Raw genomic sequence first — 20,642 nt, forward strand, 5'->3', positions numbered from 1 at the left:
CAGAACCTGGCCCCACCCGCCCCCTGCCAACTGGGAAGGGAACGGGCCGGGCCGGTTTTCCGAGATTAATTGGCGAAAGGCAGCTCGAAGGCCTTGAGAAGGGCCTTGGCCTCCTTGTCCGTCTTTGCCGTGGTCACGAACTGGATGTCCATGCCACGCACCGCCTCGACCTTGTCGTAGGCGATTTCCGGGAAGATGATCTGCTCCTTCAGGCCCATGGCGAAATTGCCACGGCCGTCGAAGCCACGGTTGCCGGGCAGGCCGCGGAAATCGCGGACGCGCGGCATCGCGATCGTCACCAGACGGTCCAGGAACTCGTACATCCGCGCGCGGCGCAGCGTGACCTTGCAGCCAATCGCCTGCCCCTCGCGGATCTTGAAGCCCGCGATCGCCTTCTTGGCCCGGGTCTTGACCGGCTTCTGGCCAGCGATGGCCATCAGGTCGGCCACGGCCGCGTCCAGCTTCTTGCTGTCGCCGGCCGCTTCGCCCACGCCCATGTTGATGACGATCTTGGAGAGCTTGGGCATCTCCATGACGTTCTGGTAGCCGAACTGCTCCTGCAGAGCCTTGCGCACCACTTCGTTGTAGTGCCGCTGCAGGCGCGGCAGCTCCTTCTGAGTGTCGCTCATGCGTCGAGCACCTCGCCGGAGGTCTTGGCCACCCGGACCTTCTTGCCGTCCACGTCCTTGAAGCCGACGCGGGTCGGCTTGTCGGACTTCGGATCGATCAGCGCCAGGTTGGAGAGGTGGATCGTCGCCTCCTTCTCCTGGATGCCACCCGGCTGGTTCATGCCCTGCGGCTTCAGGTGCCGCTTGACCATATTCACGCCCTGGACGATCGCCCGGTTATCCTCGGGGATCACGCGCAGCACCTCGCCACGCTTGCCCTTGTCGGAACCGGTGATCACCTGGACGCGGTCACCCTTGCGGATCTTCGCGGCCATTACAGCACCTCCGGAGCCAGGGAGATGATCTTCATGTAACGGCGGGCGCGCAGCTCGCGCACCACCGGACCGAAGATACGCGTGCCGATCGGCTCGCCCTGCTTGTTGATCAGGACGGCCGCGTTGTTGTCGAAGCGGATGGCCGAGCCATCGCCACGCCGCACGGGATAGGCCGTGCGGACGATGACGGCGCGATGCACCTCGCCCTTCTTCACCTTGGCACGGGGAATGGCGTCCTTCACGGACACCACGATGATATCACCGACAGAAGCCGTCTTGCGCTTGGAACCGCCCAGCACCTTGATGCACTGGACCTTCCGGGCGCCGGAGTTGTCGGCGACGTCGAGGTTGGATTCAACCTGGATCATGCCGCCGCATTCTCCGCGACAGGGGCGCTCTCGAAGCCGGCGGGACGGGCGACGTCCTCACCGTTGCGCGCGACCACCAGCCAGCTCTTGCGCTTGCTGATGGGGCGGCACTCCTCGATCCGCACGGTATCGCCTTCCTTGCACAGGTTGGCGTCGTCGTGCGCCGCATAGCGGCCCGAGCGCTTGATGAACTTCTTGTAGAGCGGATGCATGACACGACGTTCGACGAGGACGGTAACCGTCTTGTCGCCCTTGTCGCTCACGACCCGCCCGGTGAGGACTCGCTTCGGCATCGCCGGGGTCTCCTCGTCAGGCCTTCTTGTCCGCCTGGGCCGACTGGCCCAGCACGGTCTTCACGCGGGCGATGTCGCGCCGCACCGCGCGAATACGCGAAACCGCCTCCAGTTGTCCAGTGGCACGTTGGAAGCGGAGGTTAAACTGCTCCTTCCGGAGATCGAGCAGCATCGCCTTCAGCTCGTCCGGGCTCTTCGCCCGGACATCTGCGATCTTGGTCATGTCTTTACGCCTCGGCGCCCAGACGCGCCACGAACTTCGTCTTGATCGGCAGCTTCGCCGCGCCAAGGGTCAGCGCCTCGCGGGCCGTCTCCTGGCTGACGCCGTCGATCTCGAACATGATGCGGCCCGGCTTGATGCGGGCCACCCAATACTCGGGCGCGCCCTTGCCGGAGCCCATGCGGACCTCGGCAGGCTTGGTCGAGACCGGAACATCCGGGAAGATCCGGATCCAGACGCGACCCTGACGCTTCATGGCGCGGGTGATGGCGCGACGGGCCGCCTCGATCTGGCGGGCCGTCACTCGCTCCGGCTCCAGGGCCTTCAGGCCAAAGCCGCCGAAGGACAGGGTGAACCCGCCCTTCGCCAGGCCATGGATGCGGCCCTTATGGGCCTTCCGGAACTTCGTGCGCTTCGGTTGCAGCATGATTCATCCCGCCTCAGCGCTGAGGCGCCTGCTCCGCGGCGCGCTTGTCCTGCGCCATCGGATCATGAGCCAGAATTTCACCCTTGAAGATCCACACCTTGACACCGCAGGTGCCATAGTTGGTCTTCGCCGTCGCCGTGCCGAAGTCGATGTCGGCGCGGAGGGTATGCAGGGGCACGCGGCCCTCGCGGTACCACTCCATGCGCGCGATCTCGGCCCCGCCCAGGCGGCCACCGCAGTTGATGCGGATGCCGCCGGCACCCAGGCGCATCGCGGACTGCACGGCGCGCTTCATGGCGCGCCGGAAGGCCACGCGGCGCTCCAGCTGCTGGGCGATGCTCTCGGCGACCAGGGTCGCGTCGATCTCGGGCTTGCGGATCTCCATGATGTTCAGGGAGACCTCGGCCCCGGCGAGCTTCGCCAGGTCCTTGCGCAGCACCTCGATGTCGGCGCCCTTCTTGCCGATCACCACGCCCGGACGGGCGGCATGGATCGTCACGCGCGGCTTCTTGGCCGGACGCTCGATCACGATGCGCGACACGCCGGCGCCCTTCAGGCGCTCCTTCAGCTTCGTACGCAGCTTCAGGTCATCGTGCAGCATCTTGGAATAGCCGGCATCGGCGTACCAGCGGCTATCCCAGGTGCGGTTGATGCCCAGCCGCAGCCCGATCGGGTTGACTTTGTGACCCATGTTATGCGGCCTCCTGCTGCGACGCGGTCTCGGCCTGCTCCGCCACCACGATGGTCAGGTGGCTGAACCACTTCTCGACGCGCGACGACCGGCCACGGCCACGGGCGTGGAAGCGCTTCATGACGACGGCACGGCCGACCTCGGCGCGGGCCACCACCAGACGGTCCACGTCCAGCTGGTGGTTGTTCTCCGCGTTCGCGATCGCGCTTTCCAGCGTCTTCTTGACCGTGTCGGTGATCCGGAACTTGGAGAAGGTCAGGATCGCCACCGCGTCCTGCGCCTTCCTGCCACGGATCAGACCGGCGGCCAGGTTCAGCTTGCGCGGCGAGACCCGGATGTTCCGGGTGGTCGCCTTCGCCTCGGTCTCCCCGAGGCTACGATCATGCTTCGGCTTGCTCATCTCAGCCCCGCTTCGCCTTCTTGTCGGCCGAGTGGCCGGTGAAGGTCCGCGTCGGCGAGAACTCGCCGAACTTGTGGCCGACCATGTTCTCGTTGACCTGCACCGGGATGAACTTCTTCCCGTTGTAGACCCCGAAGGTCAGGCCGACGAACTGCGGAAGGATCGTGCTGCGGCGGCTCCAGATCTTGATGATCTCGTTCCGCCCCGACGCACGCGCCGCATCCGCCTTGTTGAGCAGGTAGCCGTCGACGAACGGCCCCTTCCAAACACTGCGAGCCATCTAATCAGCCCTTCGTCGCGTTGCGCCGGCGAACAATCAGATTGTTCGTCCGCTTGTTGGTGCGGGTCTTGTAGCCCTTCGTCGGCTTGCCCCACGGGGTGACTGGGTGGCGGCCACCGGACGTCCGGCCCTCGCCACCGCCATGCGGGTGATCGACCGGGTTCATGACCACGCCGCGGTTGTGCGGACGGCGGCCAAGCCAGCGGGAGCGACCAGCCTTGCCGATCTGCTGGTTGCTGTTGTCCGGGTTGGACACGGCACCGATCGAGGCCATGCACTCCGCGCGCACCAGCCGCAGCTCGCCCGACATCAGCTTGATCTGGGCATAGCCCGAATCCTTGCCGACCAGCTGCGCGTAGGAACCCGCGGAACGGGCCATCTTCGCACCGGCGCCGGGCTTCAGCTCGATGCAGTGGATGATCGTGCCGACCGGAATGGCCGACAGCGGCATCGCATTGCCCGGCTTGATGTCGGCGCGCTGGTCGGAGACCACCGTGTCGCCGGCCTTCAACCGCTGCGGCGCGATGATGTAGGCCAGCTCGCCATCCTGGTACTTCAGCAGCGCGATCCAGGCGGTGCGGTTGGGATCATACTCCAGCCGCTCGACCGTCGCGGGAACGCCGAACTTGGTGTTCCGCTTGAAGTCCACGTAGCGATAGGTCTGCTTGTGCCCGCCACCACGGAACCGAACGGTCGTGCGGCCGTGGTTGTTGCGGCCGCCCGACTTGCTCTTGCCCTCGGTGAGCTGCTTGACGGGCGCGCCCTTCCACAGCTCGGACCGGTCCACCAGCACCGTCCCGCGCAGGGACGGGGTGACCGGATTGAAGTTCTTCAATGCCATGGCTTACGCGAGCCCCGTCGTGAGGTCGATGGACTGGCCCTCGCCGAGCTTGACCATCGCCTTCTTCCAGTCCGAGCGCACCCCGGGACGACCCTTGAAGCGCTTCGTCTTGCCCTTGACCACCACGGTGTTCACGGCCTTCACCGTCACACCGAACAGGCCCTCCACAGCGGCCTTGATCTCGGGCTTCGTCGCCTCGAGCGCCACCTTGAAGGTCACCTGGCCCTGCTCGTTCAGGGCGGTCGCCTTCTCCGTCACCAGCGGCGCCAGCACGACCTGGTACATCCGCTCGCGCCCGATCACCGGGCGCTTGGCCTTCTCCTGCGTCTCGCTCACGCCAGCCGCTCCTTCAGCGCCTCGACCCCGGCCCGCGTCACCGCGAGGATGTCGTGGTTGAGGATGTCGTACACGTTGGCGCCGACCGTCGGCATGACCTGGACCTTGGGCAGGTTGCGCGCGGCGCGCACGAAGCCCTCGGCCGGGGTCGCATCGACCACCAGCGCGCTCGTCCAGCCCAACGCCTTGACCTGCTTGGCCAGCTGCGCTGTCTTGGCCGCCTCGGCCGGCACGTCGATCACGACGAGCTTACCGTCACGGGCCTTCTGGCTCAGCGCCGAGATCAGGCCCATGCGGCGGACCTTCTTGTTCAGGCTGTAGCCGTGGTCGCGGACGACCGGACCATGCACGACGCCACCGGTGCGGAACTGCGGCGCACGGAGCGAGCCCTGACGGGCATTGCCGGTCCCCTTCTGGCGATAGGGCTTCTTGGTGGTCCCGGAGACCTCCCCCATGCCCTTCACCTTGTGGGTACCCGCACGTCGCTTCGCGAGCTGCCAGTGCACCACGCGCGCCATGATGTCGGACCGCGGAGTGGCTCCGAAGAGCTCCTCCGGCAGTTCGATCTCGCCGGCTTGGCCGTTATCGAGAGTGATAACCTTCACTTGCATCGCTTCTGTCTACCTTTACGCCGGATAGGGCGCGTCGGCGTGGCGCGCGCGCTTCACGGCGTCGCGAACCATCACCCAGGCCCCCGCGGCGCCGGGCACGGAGCCCTTCACCAGCAGCAGCCCCTTCTCCGCATCGACACCCGCCACCACCAGGTTCTGGGTGGTGATGCGCTCGACACCGAGATGGCCGGCCATTTTCTTGTTCTTGAAGGTCTTGCCCGGATCCTGGCGGTTGCCCGTGGAACCGTGCGAGCGGTGGCTGATCGACACGCCGTGCGACGCCTCGAGACCACGGAAGTTCCAGCGCTTCATCGCACCGGCGAAGCCCTTGCCCTTCGAGGTCGCGGTCACGTCGATGCGCTGACCTGCGACGAAGTGCGACGGCGTCAGCGAAGCACCCGGCTCCAGCACCGCGTCGGCAGCGACACGGAACTCCACCAGCTTGGCCGGCGCTTCCACGCCGGTCTTCGCGAAGTGGCCCTTGTTGGGCTTGGAGACGTTCTTCACCTTCGCCTTCCCGGCACCGATCTGAAGGGCGACATAGCCGTCCTTCTCCTCGGTGCGGGTCGACACCACGCGCACGTCATCGACATGCAGCACGGTCACGGGGACGGTCGAACCGTCCTCGTTGAACAGCCGGGTCATGCCCAGCTTCTTGGCGATCAGGCCGGTACGGCCGTTAGTGGCGGCCATGGCAGCTATCCTCCCGGCCTTAGATCTTGATCTCGACGTCCACGCCCGAGGCGAGGTCGAGCTTCATCAGCGCGTCCACGGTCTGCGGGGTGGGGTCGACAATGTCCAGAAGGCGGCGATGAGTCCGGATCTCGAACTGCTCGCGCGACTTCTTGTCCACGTGCGGGGAACGGTTCACGGTGAACCGCTCGATATGCGTGGGCAGGGGGATCGGTCCCCGCACCCGCGCGCCGGTCCGCTTCGCGGTGTTCACGATCTCCCGCGTGCTGCCATCCAGCACGCGGTGATCGAACGCCTTGAGGCGGATGCGGATGTTTTGCGCGTCAGCCACGATGCATCACTTCTCGATGGAGGCGACGACGCCGGCGCCGACGGTGCGGCCGCCCTCGCGGATGGCGAAGCGCAGGCCCTGGTCCATGGCGATCGGCGCGATCAGCTCGACATCCATCGCCACGTTGTCGCCCGGCATCACCATCTCCACGCCTTCCGGCAGCTTCACCACGCCCGTCACGTCGGTCGTGCGGAAGTAGAACTGCGGACGGTAGTTCGTGAAGAACGGCGTGTGCCGGCCGCCCTCTTCCTTGGTCAGGATGTAGGCCTCGGCCTTGAAGCGCGTGTGCGGCGTGATCGAGCCCGGCTTGGCCAGCACCTGCCCGCGCTCCACGTCCTCACGCTTCGTGCCGCGCAGCAGCGCGCCGATGTTGTCCCCCGCCTCGCCGCTGTCCAGCAGCTTGCGGAACATCTCCACGCCCGTCACCGTCGTCTTGACCGTGTCCTTCAGGCCCACGATCTCGACTTCCTCGCCCACCTTCACGATGCCACGCTCCACGCGCCCCGTCACCACCGTGCCGCGGCCCGAGATCGAGAACACGTCCTCGATCGGCATCAGGAACGGCAGGTCCTTCGGACGCTCCGGCTGCGGGATGTAGCGGTCCACCTCCGCCATCAGCTGCAGGATCGCCTGCTCGCCGATCTCGGGCGTCTTGTCCTCCAGCGCCGCCACCGCAGAGCCCTTCACGATGGGAATGTCGTCGCCCGGGAACTGGTAGGAGGACAGCAGCTCGCGCACCTCCATCTCCACCAGCTCCACCAGGTCGGGGTCCGCCAGGTCCATCTTGTTCAGGAACACCACCAGCGCCGGAACGCCCACCTGGCGCGCCAGCAGGATGTGCTCGCGCGTCTGCGGCATCGGACCGTCCGCCGCCGACACCACCAGGATCGCGCCGTCCATCTGCGCCGCACCCGTGATCATGTTCTTCACGTAGTCGGCGTGGCCAGGGCAGTCCACGTGCGCGTAGTGCCGGTTCGCCGTCTCGTACTCCACATGCGCCGTCGAGATCGTGATCCCGCGCGCACGCTCCTCCGGCGCCTTGTCGATCTGGTCGTACGCCGTGAACGACGCCCCACCAGACTTCGCCAGCACCTTCGTGATCGCCGCCGTCAGCGACGTCTTGCCGTGGTCAACGTGCCCGATCGTGCCGATGTTGCAGTGCGGCTTGTTCCGCTCGAACTTCGCCTTCGCCATGGTCGTGTCTCTCTAAAGATCGGGTGTCTGTTACCAGCGGTAGTGGCTGAAAGCCTTGTTGGCTTCGGCCATCCGGTGGGTGTCCTCACGCTTCTTCACGGCGGCGCCGCGGTTGTTGGCCGCGTCCATCAGCTCGCCGGAGAGGCGCTCCTCCATCGTGCTCTCGCCGCGCTTGCGCGCGGACTCGATCAGCCAGCGGATCGCCAGGGCCTGACGGCGCTCCGGACGAACCTCCACCGGCACCTGGTACGTGGCACCACCGACGCGGCGCGAACGCACCTCGACGGCCGGCTTCACGTTATCCATCGCCTCATGGAACACGCGCAGGGGGTCTGCATTGGCGCCGGCGCGGCGCTTCAGCGTGTCCATCGCCGCATAGACGATGCCCTCGGCGGTGCTCTTCTTGCCATCATACATCAGCACGTTCATGAAACGGCTGAGGACGATGTCGCCGAACTTCGGGTCCGGCAGGACTTCGCGCTTTTCTGCGCTGTGACGACGAGACATCTCTCAGCCCCTTACTTCGGACGCTTCGCGCCGTAGAGCGAACGCCGCTGACGACGCTTCGCGATGCCCTGCGTGTCGAGCACGCCGCGCAGGATGTGGTAGCGCACGCCCGGAAGATCCTTCACGCGGCCGCCACGGATCAGGACCACGGAGTGCTCCTGCAGGTTGTGCCCCTCGCCGGGGATGTAGCTCACCACCTCGTAGCCGTTGGTCAGGCGAACCTTCGCCACCTTACGGAGCGCGGAGTTCGGCTTCTTCGGCGTGGTGGTGTAGACGCGAGTGCAAACACCCCGCTTCTGCGGGCAGCCCTGCAGCGCAGGAACCTTGTTGCGGCTCGGCTTCGGCTCGCGCCCCTGGGCGATGAGCTGGTTGATCGTCGGCATGACGCCCCTTCGTGAACCCGTCCCAGTGGCCGCCAGCCCCGCCATGCGAGCGGGCCCGACAGAGCGCGATCCTTCGCACCCCTCGGGCCACCATCCCACCCCCGAACTTCGCCCCCAGCACAGGGCAGCCTCGGCGGCGCAGAGCTGTCGTCCAAGAACAAAACCTTCGAGGCCCGTGAGCCCCGTCGAGGGGCGGAGACCTACCCCTCCCCCCCTCCAGAGTCAAGCAAGAACGCCCCGAAACAGTCAGGGCCGGGACCCGAAGGTCCCGGCCCTGCCATGCATGGAACGCGGTTGCCCGGGCCCTACTCGGCCGCTTCCTGGCTCCCGCCCGTCAGAGCCGGAGTCGAGGCCGGCAGTCGCCCCTTGTCCCGCTGCGCGGCCAGCGCCCGCAGCCGGTTCATCACCGAGCCCGTGCCCGCCGGGATCAGCCGGCCGACGATCACGTTCTCCTTCAGGCCCGCCAGGGTATCGACCTTGCCGGCCACCGCCGCCTCGGTCAGCACCCGGGTGGTCTCCTGGAAGGAGGCCGCGGAGATGAAGGAGTTGGTCTGCAGGCTCGCCTTGGTGATGCCCTGCAGCACCGGCTCCGCCCGGGCCGGCCGCTCCTTCGCCCGCAGGCGATGCTCGTTCTCGATGTCGAACTCGATCCGGTCCACCTGCTCCCCGATCAGGTAGGTGGTGTCGCCCGGCTCCAGGATCTCGACCTTCTGCAGCATCTGGCGAACGATCACCTCGATGTGCTTGTCGTTGATCTTCACGCCCTGGAGACGATAGACGTCCTGGATCTCGTTCACGAGGTAGTTGGCCAGCGCCTCGACACCCAGCACCCGCAGGATGTCGTGCGGCACGCGGGGGCCGTCCACCAGCGGGTCGCCGGCCTTGACGTAGTCGCCCTCCTGCACCGAGACGTGCTTGCCCTTCGGCACCAGGTACTCGCGCTCGATCGGAGCCTCCCCGTCGGGGACGTCCTGCTTCACGATGATCCGACGCTTCGCCTTGTAATCCTTGCCGAATTCCACCCGGCCGTCGATGTCGCTGATGATCGCGGCATCCTTCGGCCGGCGGGCCTCGAACAGCTCCGCCACGCGCGGCAGGCCGCCCGTGATGTCGCGGGTCTTCGAGGATTCACGCGGCAGGCGGGCAATGACGTCGCCGGCATGCACCGTCGCGCCATTGTCCACCGACAGGATCGTGTCGGGCGAAAGGAAGTAGCGCGCCTCGGCCCCGTTCGGCAGCTTCACCACGCCGCCCTTCTCGTCCTTCAGGATCAGGCGGGGGCGCAGGTCGGCCTTGGAGGAGGCCTTGTAGTCCACCACCACCTTGGAGGAGAGGCCGGTCACCTCGTCCTGCCGCTCGACCAGGGTGATGCCCTCGATCAGGTCGGCATATTCCACGAAACCGGCCCGCTCCGTGATGATCGGCAGGGTGAAGGGGTCCCACTCGGCCAGCTTCTGGCCGCGCTGGACCTGCGCCCCCTCCGCCACCAGGATGCGCGAGCCATAGGGCACGCGGAAGCGCGCCCGCTCGCGGTTCTGGCCATCCGTGAGCACGATCTCGCAGTTGCGGCTCATCACCACCGGCGCGCCCTGGCTGTTCTCCACCACCGAGAGGTTGGTGATCCGCACCGTGGCGTCGGTCGTGGCCTCCACCGCCGACTGCTCCGCCCCGCGCTGGGCGGCGCCGCCGATGTGGAAGGTACGCATGGTCAGCTGCGTGCCCGGCTCGCCGATCGACTGGGCCGCGATCACACCGACCGCCTCGCCCACGTTCACCGGCGTGCCGCGCGCCAGGTCACGGCCATAGCAGTGGCCGCAGACGCCCGAACGGCTGTCGCAGGTCAGGACGGAGCGGATATAGACCTCCTCCACCCCGGCCTTCTCGATCCGGTCGGCGAGCGCCTCCTCGACCAGCGTGTTCCGCTCGGCCAGAACCTCGCCCGTGTCCGGATGCACGATCTCGCGCTGCACCGTCCGGCCCAGGATCCGCTCGGACAGCGAGGAGACGACCTCGCCGCCATCCATCACGGCCCGCACGGTAATGCCGCGCTCGGTCCCGCAATCGATGTCCACGATGATGCAGTCCTGCGCCACGTCCACCAGGCGGCGGGTCAGGTAGCCGGAGTTCGCGGTCTTCAGCGCGGTGTCGGCCAGGCCCTTGCGGGCGCCGTGCGTGGAGTTGAAGTACTCCAGCACCGACAGGCCTTCCTTGAAGTTCGCGATGATCGGCTGCTCGATGATCTCGCCCGAGGGCTTGGCCATCAGGCCGCGCATGCCGGCGAGCTGGCGCATCTGGGCCGGCGAACCGCGGGCACCGGAATGCGACATCATCCAGACCGAGTTGGTCGGCGTGCCGACCTCCTGCTTGGAGATCTCCTTCATCATGGCGCCCGCCACCTCCTCGGTGGCACGCGACCAGGCATCGACCACCTTGTTGTAGCGCTCGCCCGCGGTGATCAGGCCGTCGAGATACTGCTGCTCGAACTCCTTCACCTCGGCCTTGGTGCGGTCGATCATCTCCCCCTTGCTGTCGGGGATGACCATGTCGTCCTTGCCGAAGGAGATGCCCGCCTTGGCCGCGTTGCGGAAGCCCAGGCCCATCAGCCGGTCGGCGAAGATCACGCTCTCCTTCTGGCCGCAATGGCGGTACACCGCGTCGATCACGTCGGAGACGTTCTTCTTCGTCAGCTGACGGTTCACCAGCGCATAGGGCAGGCTGGGATGCAGCGGCAGCAGCGCGCCGATCATCATCCGGCCCGGCGTGGTCACCACCCGCTCCTTCACCACCGACCCGTCCGGGCGCATCGTCTTGCGCCGCGCCAGGATCTTGGTGTGCAGCGTGATGCTGCCGGCCGCCAGGGCCTGCTCCAGCTCGCCCAGGTCGGCGAAGACCGGCGGCCCGGCCTTCGCCAGCCGCCCGTCCGCGTCATACTCGGCCTTGTCGGCCGAGGCACGGAACTCCGGCGTTTCCAGGCTCAGGTAGTAGATGCCGAGCACGATGTCCTGCGACGGCACGATGATCGGCTTGCCGTTGGCGGGGCTGAGGATGTTGTTGGTGGACATCATCAGCACGCGCGCTTCCAGCTGGGCCTCCAGGCTCAGCGGCACGTGCACGGCCATCTGGTCGCCGTCGAAGTCGGCGTTGAAGGCGGTGCAGACCAGCGGGTGCAGCTGGATCGCCTTGCCCTCGACCAGCGTCGGCTCGAAGGCCTGGATGCCCAGGCGGTGCAGCGTCGGCGCCCGGTTCAGCATCACCGGATGCTCGCGGATCACCTCCTCCAGGATGTCCCACACCTCGGGACGCTCCTTCTCCACCATCCGCTTGGCGGCCTTGATGGTGGTGGCGTGGCCGTACTTCTCGAGCTTCGAGTAGATGAAGGGCTTGAACAGCTCCAGCGCCATCTTCTTCGGCAGGCCGCACTGGTGCAGCTTCAGCTCGGGACCCACCACGATCACCGAACGGCCGGAATAGTCGACGCGCTTGCCCAGCAGGTTCTGCCGGAACCGGCCCTGCTTGCCCTTCAGCATGTCGGAGAGCGACTTCAGCGGCCGCTTGTTGGCGCCCGTGATCGCCCGCCCGCGCCGGCCGTTGTCGAACAGCGCGTCCACCGCCTCCTGCAGCATGCGCTTCTCGTTGCGCACGATGATGTCGGGGGCGCGCAGCTCGATCAGCCGCTTCAGGCGGTTGTTGCGGTTGATGACGCGGCGGTACAGGTCATTCAGGTCGGAGGTCGCGAAGCGGCCACCGTCCAGCGGCACCAGCGGGCGCAGCTCGGGCGGGATCACCGGCACCACGTCCAGGATCATCCATTCCGGCCGCGCGCCGCCCTCGGCGAAGCTCTCGATCAGCTTCAGCCGCTTGACGTACTTCTTGCGCTTGGCCTCGGAGGAGGTCTCCTTCAGCTCGGCGCGCAGCGTCGCGCTCTCCTTGCCCAGGTCGATGCCGGTCAGCATCTGCTTGACCGCCTCGGCCCCGATGCCGACGGAGAAGGCGTCCTCGCCGAACTCGTCCATCTTGTTCTGGTACTGGTCCTCGGTGAGGAGCTGGTGCAGCTTGAGGTCGGTCAGACCTGGCTCCAGCACCACATAGGACTCGAAGTAGAGGACCTTCTCCAGCTCCTTCAGCGACATGTCGACCATCAGGCCGACGCGCGAGGGCAGCGACTTCATGAACCAGATATGCGCGACCGGCGAGGCCAGCTCGATATGGCCCATGCGCTCGCGGCGCACCTTGGCCAGCGTCACCTCGACGCCGCACTTCTCGCAGATGATGCCGCGGAACTTCATCCGCTTGTACTTGCCGCACAGGCACTCGTAGTCCTTGATCGGACCGAAGATGCGCGCGCAGAACAGCCCGTCCCGCTCGGGCTTGAAGGTGCGGTAGTTGATCGTCTCGGGCTTCTTGATCTCGCCATAGGACCAGGAGCGGATCTGCTCCGGCGACGCGATGGTGATCTTGATCTGGTCGAAGCTCACAGCCTGGCCGGTCTGGCCAAGGATCTTCATCAGCTCGTTCATGGGCCTTCCTTCTCGTCCAGCCTGCGGCGGTGGGGGCGCGCCGCCGCGAAATCAGCGGCCGGCCCCGCTGGCGGGGGCCGGCGCGATCCTCTCAGTGGCTCAGTTGCCGCGGTTCTCGAGGTCCACGTTCAGGCCCAGGCTCTTCAGCTCCTTGGTCAGAACGTTGAAGCTCTCGGGGATGCCGGCCTCGAAGCTGTCCTGGTCGCGGACGATCGCCTCATAGACCTTGGTGCGGCCGGACACATCGTCCGACTTCACCGTCAGCATCTCCTGCAGCGTATAGGCGGCGCCATAGGCTTCCAGCGCCCAGACCTCCATCTCGCCGAAGCGCTGGCCGCCGAACTGCGCCTTGCCACCCAGCGGCTGCTGGGTGACGAGCGAGTAGGGGCCGATGGAACGGGCGTGGATCTTGTCGTCCACCAAGTGGTGCAGCTTCAGCATGTAGATGTAGCCGACCGTCGTCTTGCGCTCGAACGGCTCGCCCGAACGCCCGTCGATCAGCTGCATCTGCCCGGAGGTCGGCATCCCCGCCTTCACCAGCATCGTCTCGATGTCGGAGATGCGCGCACCGTCGAAGACCGGCGTCGCGATGGGAATGCCCTTCGACAGGTTGTCGCCGAGCTCGATGAGCTGGTCCTCGGTCATCTCCGCGACCTGCTCGTCGACGATCTCGTCGCCATAGACCTCGCGCAGCTTGGCGACCAGCGCGTCGCGCGCAGCACCCGCCCGGCGATAGTCCTCCACCAGCTCGCCCACCTGGCGGCCCAGGTTGGCGCAGGCCCAGCCCAGATGCGTCTCCAGGATCTGGCCGATGTTCATGCGCGACGGCACGCCCAGCGGGTTCAGCACCAGATCCACCGCGCGTCCATCCTCGAGGAACGGCATGTCCTCGATCGGCACGACGCGGGAGACCACGCCCTTGTTGCCGTGGCGGCCGGCCATCTTGTCGCCCGGCTGCAGCTTCCGCTTCACCGCGACGAAGACCTTGACCATCTTCATCACGCCGGGCGGCAGCTCGTCGCCGCGCTGCAGCTTCTCGACCTTGCTCTCGAAGCGCTTCTGCAGGCGCTCCACGGCGGCGTCGAACTCGCGCTTCAGCGCCTCGATCTCCGCCATCACCGCGTCATCGGCCACGCCGATCTGGCGCCAGGTCACCTTGGCGAACTCGTTCAGCACCTCGTCGGTGATGACCGTGCCCGCCTTGACGCCCCGGAAGCCGCCCGACGCCTTGCGGTTCAGCAGCTTCTCGCGCAGCCGCGAGTGGAACGAACGCTCCTGGATGGCCCGCTCGTCATCGCGGTCCTTGGCCAGCCGCTCGATCTCGGCGCGCTCGATCGCCATGGCGCGCTCGTCCTTGTCCACGCCACGGCGGGAGAAGACGCGCACGTCCACGATCGTGCCCGACACGCCCGGCGGCAGGCGCAGCGAGGTGTCGCGCACGTCGGAGGCCTTCTCGCCGAAGATGGCGCGGAGCAGCTTCTCCTCCGGCGTCATCGGGCTCTCGCCCTTCGGCGTCACCTTGCCGACCAGGATGTCGCCCGGGTTCACCTCGGCACCGACATAGACGATGCCCGCCTCGTCAAGGTTGCGCAGGGCCTCCTCGCCGACATTCGGGATGTCGCGGGTGATCTCCTCCTGGCCCAGCTTGGTGTCGCGGGCCATCACCTCGAACTCGTCGATATGGATCGACGTAAAGACGTCGTCCCGCGCGATCCGCTCGGAGATGAGGATCGAGTCCTCGAAGTTGTAGCCGTTCCAGGGCATGAAGGCGCACATGACGTTGCGGCCCAGCGCCAGCTCGCCCAGCTCCGTGGAAGGGCCGTCGGCGATGATGTCGCCCGCCTGCACCCGGTCGCCCACCTTCACCAGCGGGCGCTGGTTGATGCAGGTGCTCTGGTTGGAACGCTGGAACTTCCGCAGGCGGTAGATGTCCACGCCCTTGGTCGTGCCGTCCTCGGCCGTCGCCCGCACCACGATGCGCGCACCGTCGATGCTGTCGATGACGCCGTCGCGCCGGGCCACGATGGTCGCGCCGGAATCCCGCGCCACCGCGGCCTCCATGCCCGTGCCCACCAGCGGCGCGTCCGACTTCACCAGCGGCACCGCCTGCCGCATCATGTTCGAGCCCATGAGCGCGCGGTTGGCGTCGTCGTTCTCCAGGAACGGGATCAGCGCCGCGGCCACCGAGACGAGCTGCTTCGGCGACACGTCGATCGCCGTCACCTCCTCGGGCTTCACCAGCCGGAAGTCGCCGCTCTGGCGCACGCTCACCAGCTCGGAGCGGAACTCGCCCGTGTCACGGTCCACCTCGGCATCCGCCTGGGCGACCACGAGCTTCTCCTCCTCCATGGCGGAGAGGTAGCGCGGCTCGCCGACGATCTTGCCGTCCTGCACCATCTGGTACGGCGTCTCGATGAAGCCGTACTTGTTCACCTTGGCGAAGGTGGCGAGGCTGTTGATCAGGCCGATGTTCGGGCCTTCCGGCGTCTCGATCGGGCAGATGCGGCCGTAATGCGTCGGGTGCACGTCGCGCACCTCGAAGCCGGCGCGCTCGCGCGTCAGGCCGCCCGGGCCAAGCGCGCTCAGGCGGCGCTTGTGCGTCACCTCGGAGAGCGGGTTGGTCTGGTCCATGAACTGCGACAGCTGCGAGGAGCCGAAGAACTCCCGCACCGCCGCCGCCGCCGGCTTCGCGTTGATCAGGTCGTGCGGCATCACGGTGTCGATGTCGACCGACCCCATCCGCTCCTTGATCGCGCGCTCCATCCGCAGCAGGCCGACGCGGTACTGGTTCTCCATCAGCTCGCCGACCGAACGCACCCGGCGGTTGCCGAGGTTGTCGATGTCGTCGATCTGGCCCTTGCCGTCCTTCAGCTCCAGCAGGGTCTTCAGCGTCGCCAGGATGTCCTGCTTGCGCAGCGTCCGCTGCGTGTCGGGCACGTCCTGCAGGCTGAAGCCCAGGCGCATGTTCATCTTCACCCGGCCCACGGCCGAGAGGTCATAGCGCTCCGGATCGAAGAACAGGCCACGGAACAGCGCCTCGGCCGTCTCCGGCGTCGGCGGCTCACCCGGCCGCATGACGCGATAGATGTCCATCAGCGCCTCGTCGCGGTTGGTGGCCTTGTCCACCGCGATCGTGTTGCGCATCCAGGGGCCGACCTGCTGGTCGATGGCCAGCGTCGGCAGGCTGTCATAGCCCGCATCCTCGATGGCGGTCAGCTTCGCCTCGGTCAGCTCCTCGCCGGCCTCGCCATGGATCTCGCCGGTGTTGAGGTCCACCAGGTCATCGGACAGGAAGCGGCCGATCAGGTCCACCCGGCCGACCAGGACCTCCCTGGTCCCCTCCTCGGCGATCTTGCGGGCCAGGCGCGGCGTCATCTTTGTGTCGCGCGTCGCGACCGTCTTGCCGCTGTCGGCGTCGACCAGATCCTCCAGCAGCTTCACGCCGCGGAAGCTCTCCGGCACGAAGGGACGCGACCAGCCCTTGGGGCCGCGCGTGAACACCACCTTGCCGTAGAAGGTGCCGAGGATCTCCTCGGCATCCATGCCCCGCACCTCGGAGGAGTCGAGGTCGCCCTGCCGCTCGGCCCGCAGCGCCTCGGTGCGCGAGGAATCCAGCGCATAGAGCAGCGTCGAGGCCGGCAGCTTGCGCTTCCGGTCGATGCGGACATAGCAGATGTCCTTGGCATCAAACTCGAAGTCGAGCCAGGAGCCGCGATAGGGGATCACGCGCGCGGCGAAGAGGTACTTGCCGCTGGAATGCGTCTTGCCCTTGTCATGGTCGAAGAAGACGCCCGGCGAACGGTGCATCTGCGAGACGATGACGCGCTCGGTGCCGTTGATGATGAAGGTGCCGTTGTCCGTCATGAGCGGCATGTCGCCCATGTAGACATCCTGCTCCTTGATGTCGCGGACGGAGCGGGAACCGGTGTCCTCGTCGATGTCCCAGACGATCAGGCGCAGGCGGACCTTCAGCGGCGCGGCAAAGGTCAGGCCACGCTGCATGCACTCCTCGACGTCGTATTTCGGCTCCTCGAGCTCGTACTGCACGAACTCCAGCCGGCCGCGCCCCGCGAAATCGTCGATCGGGAACACGGACTTGAACACTTCCTGCAGCCCGGCCTGGCTCCGGACATCCGGGTCCACGCCCATCTGGAGGAAGGCCTCGTAGGAGGCCCGCTGCACGTCGATCAGGTTCGGCATCGGCGCCACTTCGGGCAGCCGCCCGAAGGATTTGCGGATGCGCTTCCGGCCAGTCAGCCCCTTGCCCCCGAACGACTTTGCGATAGCGTTCATGCGCGCCCTGCTTCCTTCTGTCTCCGGCCGGGGCCAAGGTGGCGTCCTGGGACGCCCCCTCCCCCCGGCCGGGGTGCACCTGTGTCGTGCCCCGCGTTTGCCAGGACCAGCCCGCGACAGGGACTGGTCCAGGGAAACGCAGGCAAGGGCGGGACTCCGACTGTCTTCGGAATTCCGCCCCTACCGCTCAAATACTCAGTCCGCCGCCGGCACCGTAGCCCCGGCAGCGTGCCGGTTGAAAGGTCTTACTTGACCTCAACCTTGGCACCGTTCTCCTCGAGCACCTTCTTGATCTTCTCGGCCTCGTCCTTGGACGCGGCCTCCTTGATCACCTTCGGCGCGCCCTCGACCAGATCCTTGGCCTCCTTCAGGCCCAGACCGGTGATCGTGCGGATCTCCTTGATGACGTTGATCTTCTTGTCGCCGGCGGAGGCCAGGGTCACGGTGAACTCGGTCTGCTCCTCGGCAGGGGCGGCAGCGGCGCCACCAGCGGCCGGGGCGGCAGCCACGGCAACCGGCGCAGCGGCGGAAACGCCCCACTTCTCCTCGAGCATCTTGGAAAGCTCAGCGGCCTCGAGAACCGTGAGGGTCGACAGCTCGTCAACCAGCTTGGCGAGATCAGCCATATTCGTATGTCCTTCGATCTAGTGGCTTGGCTTGGTCTTTGCAAGACCCGCCCGGCGCCCTTGCGGCAACCGGACAGGCCGGTACGCGTTAGGCGGCTTCCGCCTCGTCCTTCTTGGCATACGCCCCGAACACCCGCGCCAGCTGCCCGGCCGGAGCCTGCAGCACGCCCGCGATGCGCGTCGCCGGGGTCTGGATGAGACCCACGAGCTGCGCACGCAGCGTTTCCAGGGAGGGCAGCTCGGCCAGTGCCTTGACCCCGTCCAGGGCCAGGGTCTGCGTGCCGAGGGCACCACCCAGGATCACGAACTTATCGTTCGTCTTGGCGAATTCCACGGCGGTCTTCGCCACGGCCACCGGGTCCTTCGACCACGCAAGCGCGGTCGGACCCTTCAGCAGCGGCTGGATGCCCTGGAAGCGGGTTCCGTCGAGGGCGAGGCCGGCCAGGCGGTTCTTCGCGACCTTGTAGGTCGCGCCCGCACCGCGCATGCGACGCCGCAGCTCGCTCACCTCGGCCACGGTCATGCCCTTGTTCTGGGCGACCAGGACGAAGGAGGTCTCGGCGAACACGCCGGCGAGGGTCGCGACGAACTCGCGCTTCTCCGTACGGTCCAACTCCGTCTCCAAACGAAAGCCGGAAAGCCTTTTGGAAGGGCTCCGGCGGTTCACGCGAGGGCACGGCACCCGCCGCACCCTCTTCGCCTGCCAGTAAGCCGGAAAGCCAAGCCGAGCCTTGCCCGGTGCCCTCGGGCCCCGGGAAACAGATCGATTTGACGCCCCGTCTACCGTTGGCGCGGCCTGGCCGCATCAAGGCCCGGATGGGCCACCTACGGTTTCCGACAGGTTCGGGCGGGTCCCGAAGGCTCCGCCCTGTCCGCCCTCCCCTTCGAGAGGAAGGCGTATCTCTTAGGCGGAGGCCAGCGAGGCCACGTCCACCTTCAGGCCCGGGCCCATGGAGGAGCTCAGGGCGACCTTCCTCACATAGGTTCCCTTGGCACCCGTCGGACGGGCCTTCTGGATCGCATCGATGAAGGCGCGCGCGTTCTCCAGCAGCTTGCCCTCCTCGAAGGAGGCCTTGCCGATGCCGGCATGCACGATGCCGGCCTTCTCGGCGCGGAACTCCACCTGGCCCGCCTTGGCCGCCGTCACGGCGCCCTTGACGTCCATGGTCACGGTGCCGAGCTTCGGGTTCGGCATCAGGCCGCGCGGGCCCAGGATCTTACCCAGGCGCCCCACCAGGGCCATCATGTCCGGGGTCGCGATGCAGCGGTCGAAATTGATGTTGCCCGCCTGCACCTGCTCGGCCAGGTCCTCGGCGCCCACCACGTCCGCACCGGCCGCCTGGGCCTCCTCGGCCTTGGGACCGCGGGCGAAGACACCCACGCGTACCGTCTTGCCGGTGCCGTTCGGCAGGCCGACCACGCCACGGACCATCTGGTCCGCATGGCGCGGGTCGATGCCCAGGTTCATCGAGATCTCGACGGTCTCGTCGAACTTGGCGGTCGCATTCGCCTTGGCGAGGCGGATCGCCTCCTCCAGCGCGTAGGACTTCTCGAGGTCCAGACCCTCGACGAGCTTCTTCAGACGCTTGCCGGCCATCGGTTCAGCCCTCCGCCACGATCATGCCCATGGAACGGGCGGAACCGGCGAGCATGCTCACCGCGGCCTCCACGTCCTGGCAGTTCATGTCCTTCATCTTCACCGCCGCGATCTCGCGCAGCTGCGACTTGGTCACGCGGCCCACCGCGCCACCCTTGCCGGGAGTCTGCGAGCCCTTGTCCAGCTTCGCCGCCTTCAGCAGGAAGTAGGTGTTGGGCGGGGTCTTCGTGATGAAGGAGAAGGTGCGGTCGGAATACGCGGTGATGACGACCGGCGTCGGGGTGCCGGGCTCCATCTGCTGCGTCGCCGCGTTGAACTCCTTGACGAACTGCATGATGTTCAGGCCACGCTGACCCAGCGCGGGGCCGACCGGCGGCGACGGGTTCGCCTTGCCGGCCGGGATCTGCAGCTTGATGTAGCCGACGATCTTCTTAGCCATGATACTCCATCCCCAGGAACCGGGGGCGCGCGGTAGGGCGGCCCATGGCTGGGCCTCCCGCGTCCATCGGTGCGAGTGAGGGGCGGCCTCTACACCCGCCCGCGCGCCCTGTCCATTGCCGAATCCATCCGGCGGCGCAGGTCAGCCCCGCGATACGGCTCCAGCGCCCTGGGCCGCCGCCCGGCGCAACAGCACCCGGCGCGCCACGAACCAGGCGGCCAGCCCGACCGGAATGCCGATCAGCACGCCGCCCACCAGCAGTTCCTCCAAGGCGGGCAGCCCCAGTTCCAGCCAGTGGCCGAGCCGCAGGTGTCCGGCAAAGCCGGGGGAATGCACCGGGGAGTGGACCTCACGTTGCAGCACGAAGCGGCCCAGCGCGAATTCCGTCGGGATCAGCAGGGCATGGGTCAGCGGGTTGCCCAGCAGCACGCAGGTCGCCCCCGCCGCCGCCATGCTGCCCCGCAGCAGGAACCCCAGCACGGCCGCCAGCACGAGATGCAGCCCGAAGGCGGGCAACATGGCCGCGAAGGCTCCGGCTCCGATCCCCCGGGCCACCCTGCCCGGCCCGCCCGGGGAGGAAAGGATCTTCTCCCATCCCTCCTCCATCCGATGGCGCAGGCTCCGCAGGCGGGCGCCGATCATCGCCACACCC

The 20,642-nt window shown here is 67.2% G+C and carries 24 protein-coding genes; all 24 read right to left on the reverse strand.

The genetic code is table 11. The features are described from left to right. Positions 1-65: 65 nt before the first annotated feature. The 24 genes from rplE to BT98_RS26085 all read right to left on the reverse strand — a co-directional run bounded on the left by rplE (position 66) and on the right by BT98_RS26085 (position 20,632). The gene (gene rplE, locus BT98_RS0109800) at positions 66-629 is read right to left on the reverse strand and encodes a 50S ribosomal protein L5 (RefSeq protein WP_019459490.1); all 564 of its coding nucleotides are present in this window, start codon (positions 627-629) and stop codon (positions 66-68) included. Continuing rightward, the gene (rplX, locus tag BT98_RS0109805) at positions 626-943 is read right to left on the reverse strand and encodes a 50S ribosomal protein L24 (protein ID WP_019459491.1); all 318 of its coding nucleotides are present in this window, start codon (positions 941-943) and stop codon (positions 626-628) included. The genes rplE and rplX overlap by 4 nt, the downstream gene beginning before the upstream one ends. Then, positions 943-1,311 (reverse strand): 50S ribosomal protein L14, encoded by a 369-nt coding sequence (gene rplN, locus BT98_RS0109810; protein ID WP_019459492.1) that lies wholly within the window; start codon positions 1,309-1,311, stop codon positions 943-945. The genes rplX and rplN overlap by 1 nt, the downstream gene beginning before the upstream one ends. Further along, positions 1,308-1,604 carry a 30S ribosomal protein S17 gene (gene rpsQ, locus BT98_RS0109815; RefSeq protein ID WP_019459493.1) on the reverse strand — a complete coding sequence of 99 codons (297 nt, stop codon included), beginning with the start codon at positions 1,602-1,604 and terminating at the stop codon, positions 1,308-1,310. The genes rplN and rpsQ overlap by 4 nt, the downstream gene beginning before the upstream one ends. A 16-nt stretch (positions 1,605-1,620) precedes the next feature. Further along, the gene (gene rpmC / locus BT98_RS0109820; RefSeq protein WP_019459494.1) at positions 1,621-1,827 is read right to left on the reverse strand and encodes a 50S ribosomal protein L29; all 207 of its coding nucleotides are present in this window, start codon (positions 1,825-1,827) and stop codon (positions 1,621-1,623) included. A 4-nt stretch (positions 1,828-1,831) separates the two neighbouring features. Continuing rightward, positions 1,832-2,251, reverse strand: a complete 420-nt coding sequence (gene rplP, locus BT98_RS0109825; RefSeq protein WP_019459495.1) for a 50S ribosomal protein L16 — start codon at positions 2,249-2,251, stop codon at positions 1,832-1,834. Between the two features lie 13 nt (positions 2,252-2,264). Continuing rightward, a complete protein-coding gene (gene rpsC / locus BT98_RS0109830; protein WP_019459496.1) occupies positions 2,265-2,942 on the reverse strand; it encodes a 30S ribosomal protein S3 in 678 nt (225 codons plus the stop codon). A 1-nt stretch (position 2,943) separates the two neighbouring features. Then, on the reverse strand, positions 2,944-3,342 hold the full coding sequence (gene rplV, locus BT98_RS0109835) for a 50S ribosomal protein L22 (RefSeq protein WP_019459497.1): 399 nt from the start codon (positions 3,340-3,342) through the stop codon (positions 2,944-2,946). Between the two features lies 1 nt (position 3,343). Continuing rightward, the gene (gene rpsS / locus BT98_RS0109840) at positions 3,344-3,622 is read right to left on the reverse strand and encodes a 30S ribosomal protein S19 (RefSeq protein ID WP_019459498.1); all 279 of its coding nucleotides are present in this window, start codon (positions 3,620-3,622) and stop codon (positions 3,344-3,346) included. A 4-nt stretch (positions 3,623-3,626) separates the two neighbouring features. Then, positions 3,627-4,463, reverse strand: a complete 837-nt coding sequence (rplB, locus tag BT98_RS0109845) for a 50S ribosomal protein L2 (protein ID WP_026032926.1) — start codon at positions 4,461-4,463, stop codon at positions 3,627-3,629. Between the two features lie 3 nt (positions 4,464-4,466). Further along, the gene (locus tag BT98_RS0109850) at positions 4,467-4,763 is read right to left on the reverse strand and encodes a 50S ribosomal protein L23 (RefSeq protein ID WP_410528000.1); all 297 of its coding nucleotides are present in this window, start codon (positions 4,761-4,763) and stop codon (positions 4,467-4,469) included. Positions 4,764-4,795: 32 nt separating this feature from the next. Next, positions 4,796-5,410: a 50S ribosomal protein L4 gene (gene rplD, locus BT98_RS0109855; RefSeq protein WP_019459501.1), complete on the reverse strand. Its 615-nt coding sequence runs from the start codon at positions 5,408-5,410 to the stop codon at positions 4,796-4,798. Between the two features lie 15 nt (positions 5,411-5,425). Continuing rightward, positions 5,426-6,103 (reverse strand): 50S ribosomal protein L3, encoded by a 678-nt coding sequence (rplC, locus tag BT98_RS0109860; RefSeq protein ID WP_019459502.1) that lies wholly within the window; start codon positions 6,101-6,103, stop codon positions 5,426-5,428. A gap of 19 nt (positions 6,104-6,122) precedes the next feature. Then, entirely contained in the window at positions 6,123-6,434 is a 312-nt protein-coding gene (rpsJ, locus tag BT98_RS0109865; RefSeq protein ID WP_019459503.1) for a 30S ribosomal protein S10, read from the reverse strand. 6 nt (positions 6,435-6,440) lie between these two features. Then, positions 6,441-7,628, reverse strand: coding sequence for an elongation factor Tu (tuf, locus tag BT98_RS0109870; RefSeq protein ID WP_019463282.1), 1,188 nt, complete (start codon positions 7,626-7,628; stop codon positions 6,441-6,443). A gap of 30 nt (positions 7,629-7,658) precedes the next feature. Continuing rightward, a complete protein-coding gene (gene rpsG, locus BT98_RS0109875; RefSeq protein WP_019462399.1) occupies positions 7,659-8,135 on the reverse strand; it encodes a 30S ribosomal protein S7 in 477 nt (158 codons plus the stop codon). Positions 8,136-8,146: 11 nt separating this feature from the next. Beyond that, entirely contained in the window at positions 8,147-8,518 is a 372-nt protein-coding gene (rpsL, locus tag BT98_RS0109880; protein ID WP_019462398.1) for a 30S ribosomal protein S12, read from the reverse strand. Positions 8,519-8,823: 305 nt separating this feature from the next. After that, the gene (gene rpoC, locus BT98_RS0109885; RefSeq protein WP_019462397.1) at positions 8,824-13,035 is read right to left on the reverse strand and encodes a DNA-directed RNA polymerase subunit beta'; all 4,212 of its coding nucleotides are present in this window, start codon (positions 13,033-13,035) and stop codon (positions 8,824-8,826) included. A 99-nt stretch (positions 13,036-13,134) separates the two neighbouring features. Further along, positions 13,135-17,328 (reverse strand): DNA-directed RNA polymerase subunit beta, encoded by a 4,194-nt coding sequence (gene rpoB, locus BT98_RS0109890; protein WP_019462396.1) that lies wholly within the window; start codon positions 17,326-17,328, stop codon positions 13,135-13,137. A gap of 245 nt (positions 17,329-17,573) precedes the next feature. Continuing rightward, positions 17,574-17,954 (reverse strand): 50S ribosomal protein L7/L12, encoded by a 381-nt coding sequence (rplL, locus tag BT98_RS0109895; protein WP_019462395.1) that lies wholly within the window; start codon positions 17,952-17,954, stop codon positions 17,574-17,576. Between the two features lie 88 nt (positions 17,955-18,042). Then, positions 18,043-18,567 (reverse strand): 50S ribosomal protein L10, encoded by a 525-nt coding sequence (gene rplJ, locus BT98_RS0109900; protein ID WP_026033431.1) that lies wholly within the window; start codon positions 18,565-18,567, stop codon positions 18,043-18,045. A 291-nt stretch (positions 18,568-18,858) separates the two neighbouring features. Beyond that, positions 18,859-19,551: a 50S ribosomal protein L1 gene (gene rplA / locus BT98_RS0109905; RefSeq protein ID WP_019462393.1), complete on the reverse strand. Its 693-nt coding sequence runs from the start codon at positions 19,549-19,551 to the stop codon at positions 18,859-18,861. Positions 19,552-19,555: 4 nt separating this feature from the next. Further along, on the reverse strand, positions 19,556-19,990 hold the full coding sequence (gene rplK / locus BT98_RS0109910; protein ID WP_019462392.1) for a 50S ribosomal protein L11: 435 nt from the start codon (positions 19,988-19,990) through the stop codon (positions 19,556-19,558). A gap of 141 nt (positions 19,991-20,131) precedes the next feature. Then, positions 20,132-20,632 carry a DUF2062 domain-containing protein gene (locus BT98_RS26085; protein WP_019462391.1) on the reverse strand — a complete coding sequence of 167 codons (501 nt, stop codon included), beginning with the start codon at positions 20,630-20,632 and terminating at the stop codon, positions 20,132-20,134. Between the last annotated feature and the right edge of the window lie 10 nt (positions 20,633-20,642).

The organism is Roseomonas mucosa ATCC BAA-692 (assembly GCF_000622225.1).
Classification (GTDB): Bacteria; Pseudomonadota; Alphaproteobacteria; order Acetobacterales; family Acetobacteraceae; genus Roseomonas; species Roseomonas mucosa.

Coding starts and splice junctions, on each gene's coding strand:
- rplE (WP_019459490.1), bottom strand. CDS start 629: ATGAGCGACACTCAGAAGGAGCTGCCGCGCCTGCAGCGGCACTACAAC.
- rplX (WP_019459491.1), bottom strand. CDS start 943: ATGGCCGCGAAGATCCGCAAGGGTGACCGCGTCCAGGTGATCACCGGT.
- rplN (WP_019459492.1), bottom strand. CDS start 1,311: ATGATCCAGGTTGAATCCAACCTCGACGTCGCCGACAACTCCGGCGCC.
- rpsQ (WP_019459493.1), bottom strand. CDS start 1,604: ATGCCGAAGCGAGTCCTCACCGGGCGGGTCGTGAGCGACAAGGGCGAC.
- rpmC (WP_019459494.1), bottom strand. CDS start 1,827: ATGACCAAGATCGCAGATGTCCGGGCGAAGAGCCCGGACGAGCTGAAG.
- rplP (WP_019459495.1), bottom strand. CDS start 2,251: ATGCTGCAACCGAAGCGCACGAAGTTCCGGAAGGCCCATAAGGGCCGC.
- rpsC (WP_019459496.1), bottom strand. CDS start 2,942: ATGGGTCACAAAGTCAACCCGATCGGGCTGCGGCTGGGCATCAACCGC.
- rplV (WP_019459497.1), bottom strand. CDS start 3,342: ATGAGCAAGCCGAAGCATGATCGTAGCCTCGGGGAGACCGAGGCGAAG.
- rpsS (WP_019459498.1), bottom strand. CDS start 3,622: ATGGCTCGCAGTGTTTGGAAGGGGCCGTTCGTCGACGGCTACCTGCTC.
- rplB (WP_026032926.1), bottom strand. CDS start 4,463: ATGGCATTGAAGAACTTCAATCCGGTCACCCCGTCCCTGCGCGGGACG.
- rplD (WP_019459501.1), bottom strand. CDS start 5,410: ATGCAAGTGAAGGTTATCACTCTCGATAACGGCCAAGCCGGCGAGATC.
- rplC (WP_019459502.1), bottom strand. CDS start 6,103: ATGGCCGCCACTAACGGCCGTACCGGCCTGATCGCCAAGAAGCTGGGC.
- tuf (WP_019463282.1), bottom strand. CDS start 7,628: ATGGCGAAGGCGAAGTTCGAGCGGAACAAGCCGCACTGCAACATCGGC.
- rpsG (WP_019462399.1), bottom strand. CDS start 8,135: ATGTCTCGTCGTCACAGCGCAGAAAAGCGCGAAGTCCTGCCGGACCCG.
- rpsL (WP_019462398.1), bottom strand. CDS start 8,518: ATGCCGACGATCAACCAGCTCATCGCCCAGGGGCGCGAGCCGAAGCCG.
- rpoC (WP_019462397.1), bottom strand. CDS start 13,035: ATGAACGAGCTGATGAAGATCCTTGGCCAGACCGGCCAGGCTGTGAGC.
- rpoB (WP_019462396.1), bottom strand. CDS start 17,328: ATGAACGCTATCGCAAAGTCGTTCGGGGGCAAGGGGCTGACTGGCCGG.
- rplL (WP_019462395.1), bottom strand. CDS start 17,954: ATGGCTGATCTCGCCAAGCTGGTTGACGAGCTGTCGACCCTCACGGTT.
- rplA (WP_019462393.1), bottom strand. CDS start 19,551: ATGGCCGGCAAGCGTCTGAAGAAGCTCGTCGAGGGTCTGGACCTCGAG.
- rplK (WP_019462392.1), bottom strand. CDS start 19,990: ATGGCTAAGAAGATCGTCGGCTACATCAAGCTGCAGATCCCGGCCGGC.
- BT98_RS26085 (WP_019462391.1), bottom strand. CDS start 20,632: ATGATCGGCGCCCGCCTGCGGAGCCTGCGCCATCGGATGGAGGAGGGA.